This window comes from Pseudochrobactrum sp. AO18b, assembly GCF_000409565.1.
GTDB lineage: Bacteria > Pseudomonadota > Alphaproteobacteria > Rhizobiales > Rhizobiaceae > Pseudochrobactrum > Pseudochrobactrum saccharolyticum.
In genome coordinates, this window is record NZ_ANNO01000344.1 from 1 (window position 1) to 3,436 (window position 3,436).

A 3,436-nucleotide genomic window follows, 5' to 3' on the forward strand; every position below is an offset into this window, starting at 1 on the left:
CATAGGTATTCACTGTTTCCAGATTCTGCGAATGACGCATCACGTGATATTCGATCTGAATACCGTTGCCGCCATGCATGTCGCGAGCCTGACGGGCGATGTCGAGCGCTTTACCGCAATTGTTGCGCTTCATCAGCGAAATCATTTCCGGTGCAAATTTATGGTCATCCATCAGACGGCCAACACGCAGCGAGCCCTGAAGGCCGAGCGTGATTTCTGTCTGCATATCGGCCAGTTTCTTCTGGAAAAGCTGTGTCTGCGCCAGCGGACGGTTGAACTGCTTACGATCCAGGCCATATTGCAGCGCACGGTGCCAGCAATCTTCTGCCGCACCGAGAACACCCCAGGAAATACCATAGCGGGCGCGGTTGAGGCAGCCGAACGGACCTTTAAGACCGGAAACATTTGGCAGCAGCGCATCTTCGCCGACTTCCACGCCGTCCATCACGATTTCACCGGTGACGGAAGCACGCAGGGAAAGCTTGCCGCCGATCTTCGGTGCGCTCAGACCTTTCATGCCTTTTTCAAGCACAAAACCGCGGATTTGATTGTCATGGGCAACGGATTTCGCCCAGACAACGAACACATCGGCGATCGGGGAGTTGGAAATCCACATTTTCGAGCCGTGCAGCTTGTAGCCGGTCGCGGTTTTTTCCGCACGGGTTTTCATGCCTGCAGGATCGGAACCGGCATCAGGCTCGGTCAGGCCAAAGCAGCCGATCAGCTCGCCGGATACCAGACCCGGCAGATATTTGTCTTTCTGCTCTTCCGAACCATAGGCAAAAATCGGGTAGATCACGAGTGAGGACTGCACGCTCATCATCGAACGATAGCCGGAGTCAATGCGCTCTACTTCGCGGGCAACAAGACCGTAGGAAACATAATTGGCTTCAGCCGCGCCGTATTTTTCCGGCAATGTCACACCGAGCAGACCGGCCTGACCCATCAGGCGGAACAGTTCAGGCTGCACAGCTTCTTCAAGATAGGCTTCTTCAATGCGCGGCAGCAGTTCGCTCTTGGCAAAAGCCGCAGCGGAATCGCGGATCATGCGTTCATCATCAGACAACTGATCATCGAGCAGGAACGGATCGCTCCATGAAAATTTTGTCATGTCACTCATTTACTATCTCCCGAAAAATTTGGCTCATTCTCAGACGACTACCCCAAAACTGCAAACCCTTATTTGCACTTTAGTCATGAATTCTGCGCATCAACTCGGCAATGCCCAGCTTGGATATGTGCGGTTTTATCAGACGGTTCGGGAGAAACGAGCCTGAATTTCCTGACAATAATGCCTGTCAGCCCTTATCCGTGCTGAAAACGCGCTGCCAGTTCCAGCCATGCACGCGCCGCATGAGGCAGATAAGCGCCGCGCCGCCAGACCCATGCCATGTCCCATGAAAGATCGGGTTCTGTCAGTGTAATATGGCGGACACCGTCGCGCACCCGTTGTTCGGCAATCAGACGCGGGAGAAAGCCGATACCAAGCCCTGCATAAACCAGCTCGATGATGAAATTAATCTGGCTGGAGCGTGCGGCAATGGACGGCGTGAAGCCCTGACTGCGACAGGCATTCAGAATAATCGGATTGAGCGCAAAAGCACTGTCAAACAGGATAAACGGCATATCCTGTAATTGTTTCAAGGCAATAATGGGCTGATCGGCCAGCGGGTGCGAAGCGGGGATCAGCACATCAATCGGCTCTTTGCGGACATTCTGCCAGTCAAATTCATCAGGCGCAGGCAAGAGGGAGGCGCCAAGATCCACTTCGCCGTCGCGCACCATATCTTCCAGTTTTTTACTGCCATGTTCAACAAGATGAATATCAATACCGGGATAAAGACGACGGTAAATCGCAAACATTGGTGCAAATAGTGCGTCACTGCCGATCGGCGGTAATCCGAGCCGCAGCACACCTTTGGTCAGTCCCTGCAATTCTGCCAGTTCGGTTTTTAGATCATCCTGTTCTGCCAGCATACGTAAGGCGCGTTGGAATACCACTTCACCGGCATCGGTCATCACCGATTTATGACCGTTGCGGTCGAGCAGGGTCACGCCAAGTTCGTCTTCAAGCTGACGCACGGCTTTGCTGACAGCTGATTGCGTGAGGAAAACAGTCTTGGCAGCCTGTGTGAAACCGCCTTGGCGGACAACCTCGGCGAATATCCGTAATGTGCGCAGTTCCATTGCTATTCCAATTGGGACTTAATTCTATTCAATCAATTCATTTTTATCATGAATGGGGTTGGCGTATAAAGGAGAAAATTAATTTGCATGAAAAGAGTGCCATAAAATGTCTCCAGCTCAAATGTCGGGAGGAGTCCGCCATTGGGTACAAAACAGCCGGATCGGCCAGATCGCTTTGATCGCCGGTTTCTGGGCTTTGGGGGAGGGTATCGCCAGAATAACGCATCTGCCTGTGCCGGGCAGTGTCATCGGCTTGTTCCTGTTATTCATACTTTTGATGACCGGCGGTATGAACCTGCTGACCGTGCGCCGTGGTGCGCAATGGTATCTGGCAGAGATGCTGCTGTTCTTTATCCCTGCGGTTCTTGCCGTACTCGATCACCATGAGTTTTTCGGTCTGCTGGGTCTGAAAATTCTCGCGGTTATTTTGCTGGGCACGGTCATTGTTATGATCTCCACCGCGTTGGCAGTTGAAGCGGGTTTGCGTCTGAGCCGTCATTTGCAAAAGATGAGACATTCATCATGAGCAGGATCATGGACTATCTCACCCCCGCACTCGGAATGATGGTGCTGTGGTCTGCGGCAACGATCCTGTTCTATCTGCTGGCGAAAAAGCTTTACCGTCGCTGGCCGCGTGTCTGGTTTTCACCGCTCATTGCCGCGCCGGTTTTGCTGATTGCGGCAGTGCTGCTGATGCGCACCAGCTATGCGGAATATAATAGCGCAACACATTGGCTGGTGATGCTGCTTGGTCCTGCAACCGTTGCTTTTGCGGTGCCGATTTATGAACAACGGGCAGTCATCCGGCAATATTGGCCGGTTCTGTTGTTTGGTGTGCTGGTCGGCAGTTCTGTTGCCATTCTCTCGGCATGGGGGCTGGCTTCGCTGCTCAGTCTTGATGGCAGTCTGCGTCTTAGCCTGATCCCGCGTTCTGTGACTTCGCCTTTTGCCATGGCTTTGTCGGAAGATATCGGCGGTATTCCGAACCTGACAGCTCTGTTTGTGGTTGTCACCGGTGTGATCGGTGCAGCACTCGGTGATACTTTATTGCGCTTCCTGCCGTTGAAATCCGGCCTTGCCCGGGGTGCTCTGTTCGGCATGGGCGCGCATGGTGCAGGTGTGGCCAAAGCCCAGCAATTGGGTAAGGAAGAAGGCACGATCGCCGGTCTGGTGATGGTGTTGGTCGGTCTGGTCAATGTCTTTGCCGCACCGCTGATACGCTGGATTTTGTTGTAATAAAAAAGGGGAC

4 protein-coding genes are annotated in these 3,436 nt (G+C 53.1%); 2 read left to right on the plus strand and 2 right to left on the minus strand.

Annotation, left to right across the window (positions count from 1 at the left end):
- Both A918_RS0113555 and A918_RS0113560 read right to left on the minus strand, forming a co-directional pair.
- The coding region (locus A918_RS0113555) for an acyl-CoA dehydrogenase (protein WP_371257524.1) at positions 1-1,111 on the minus strand (1,111 nt) is incomplete at its 3' end.
- Between the two features lie 194 nt (positions 1,112-1,305).
- A complete protein-coding gene (locus A918_RS0113560) occupies positions 1,306-2,187 on the minus strand; it encodes a LysR family transcriptional regulator (RefSeq protein ID WP_022711590.1) in 882 nt (293 codons plus the stop codon).
- A 106-nt stretch (positions 2,188-2,293) separates the two neighbouring features.
- Between A918_RS0113560 and A918_RS0113565 the strand changes: the two genes are divergently transcribed.
- Together A918_RS0113565 and A918_RS0113570 are read left to right on the plus strand one after the other, a co-directional pair.
- A complete protein-coding gene (locus A918_RS0113565; protein WP_022711591.1) occupies positions 2,294-2,713 on the plus strand; it encodes a CidA/LrgA family protein in 420 nt (139 codons plus the stop codon).
- Positions 2,714-2,721: 8 nt separating this feature from the next.
- Positions 2,722-3,423 carry an LrgB family protein gene (locus A918_RS0113570; RefSeq protein WP_028233804.1) on the plus strand — a complete coding sequence of 234 codons (702 nt, stop codon included), beginning with the start codon at positions 2,722-2,724 and terminating at the stop codon, positions 3,421-3,423.
- Positions 3,424-3,436: the final 13 nt, after the last annotated feature.

Bases quoted from the DNA above. Each gene is read 5' to 3' on its own strand.
- A918_RS0113560 (WP_022711590.1), bottom strand. From the start codon at position 2,187: ATGGAACTGCGCACATTACGGATATTCGCCGAGGTTGTCCGCCAAGGC.
- A918_RS0113570 (WP_028233804.1), top strand. From the start codon at position 2,722: ATGGACTATCTCACCCCCGCACTCGGAATGATGGTGCTGTGGTCTGCG.
- A918_RS0113565 (WP_022711591.1), top strand. From the start codon at position 2,294: ATGTCTCCAGCTCAAATGTCGGGAGGAGTCCGCCATTGGGTACAAAAC.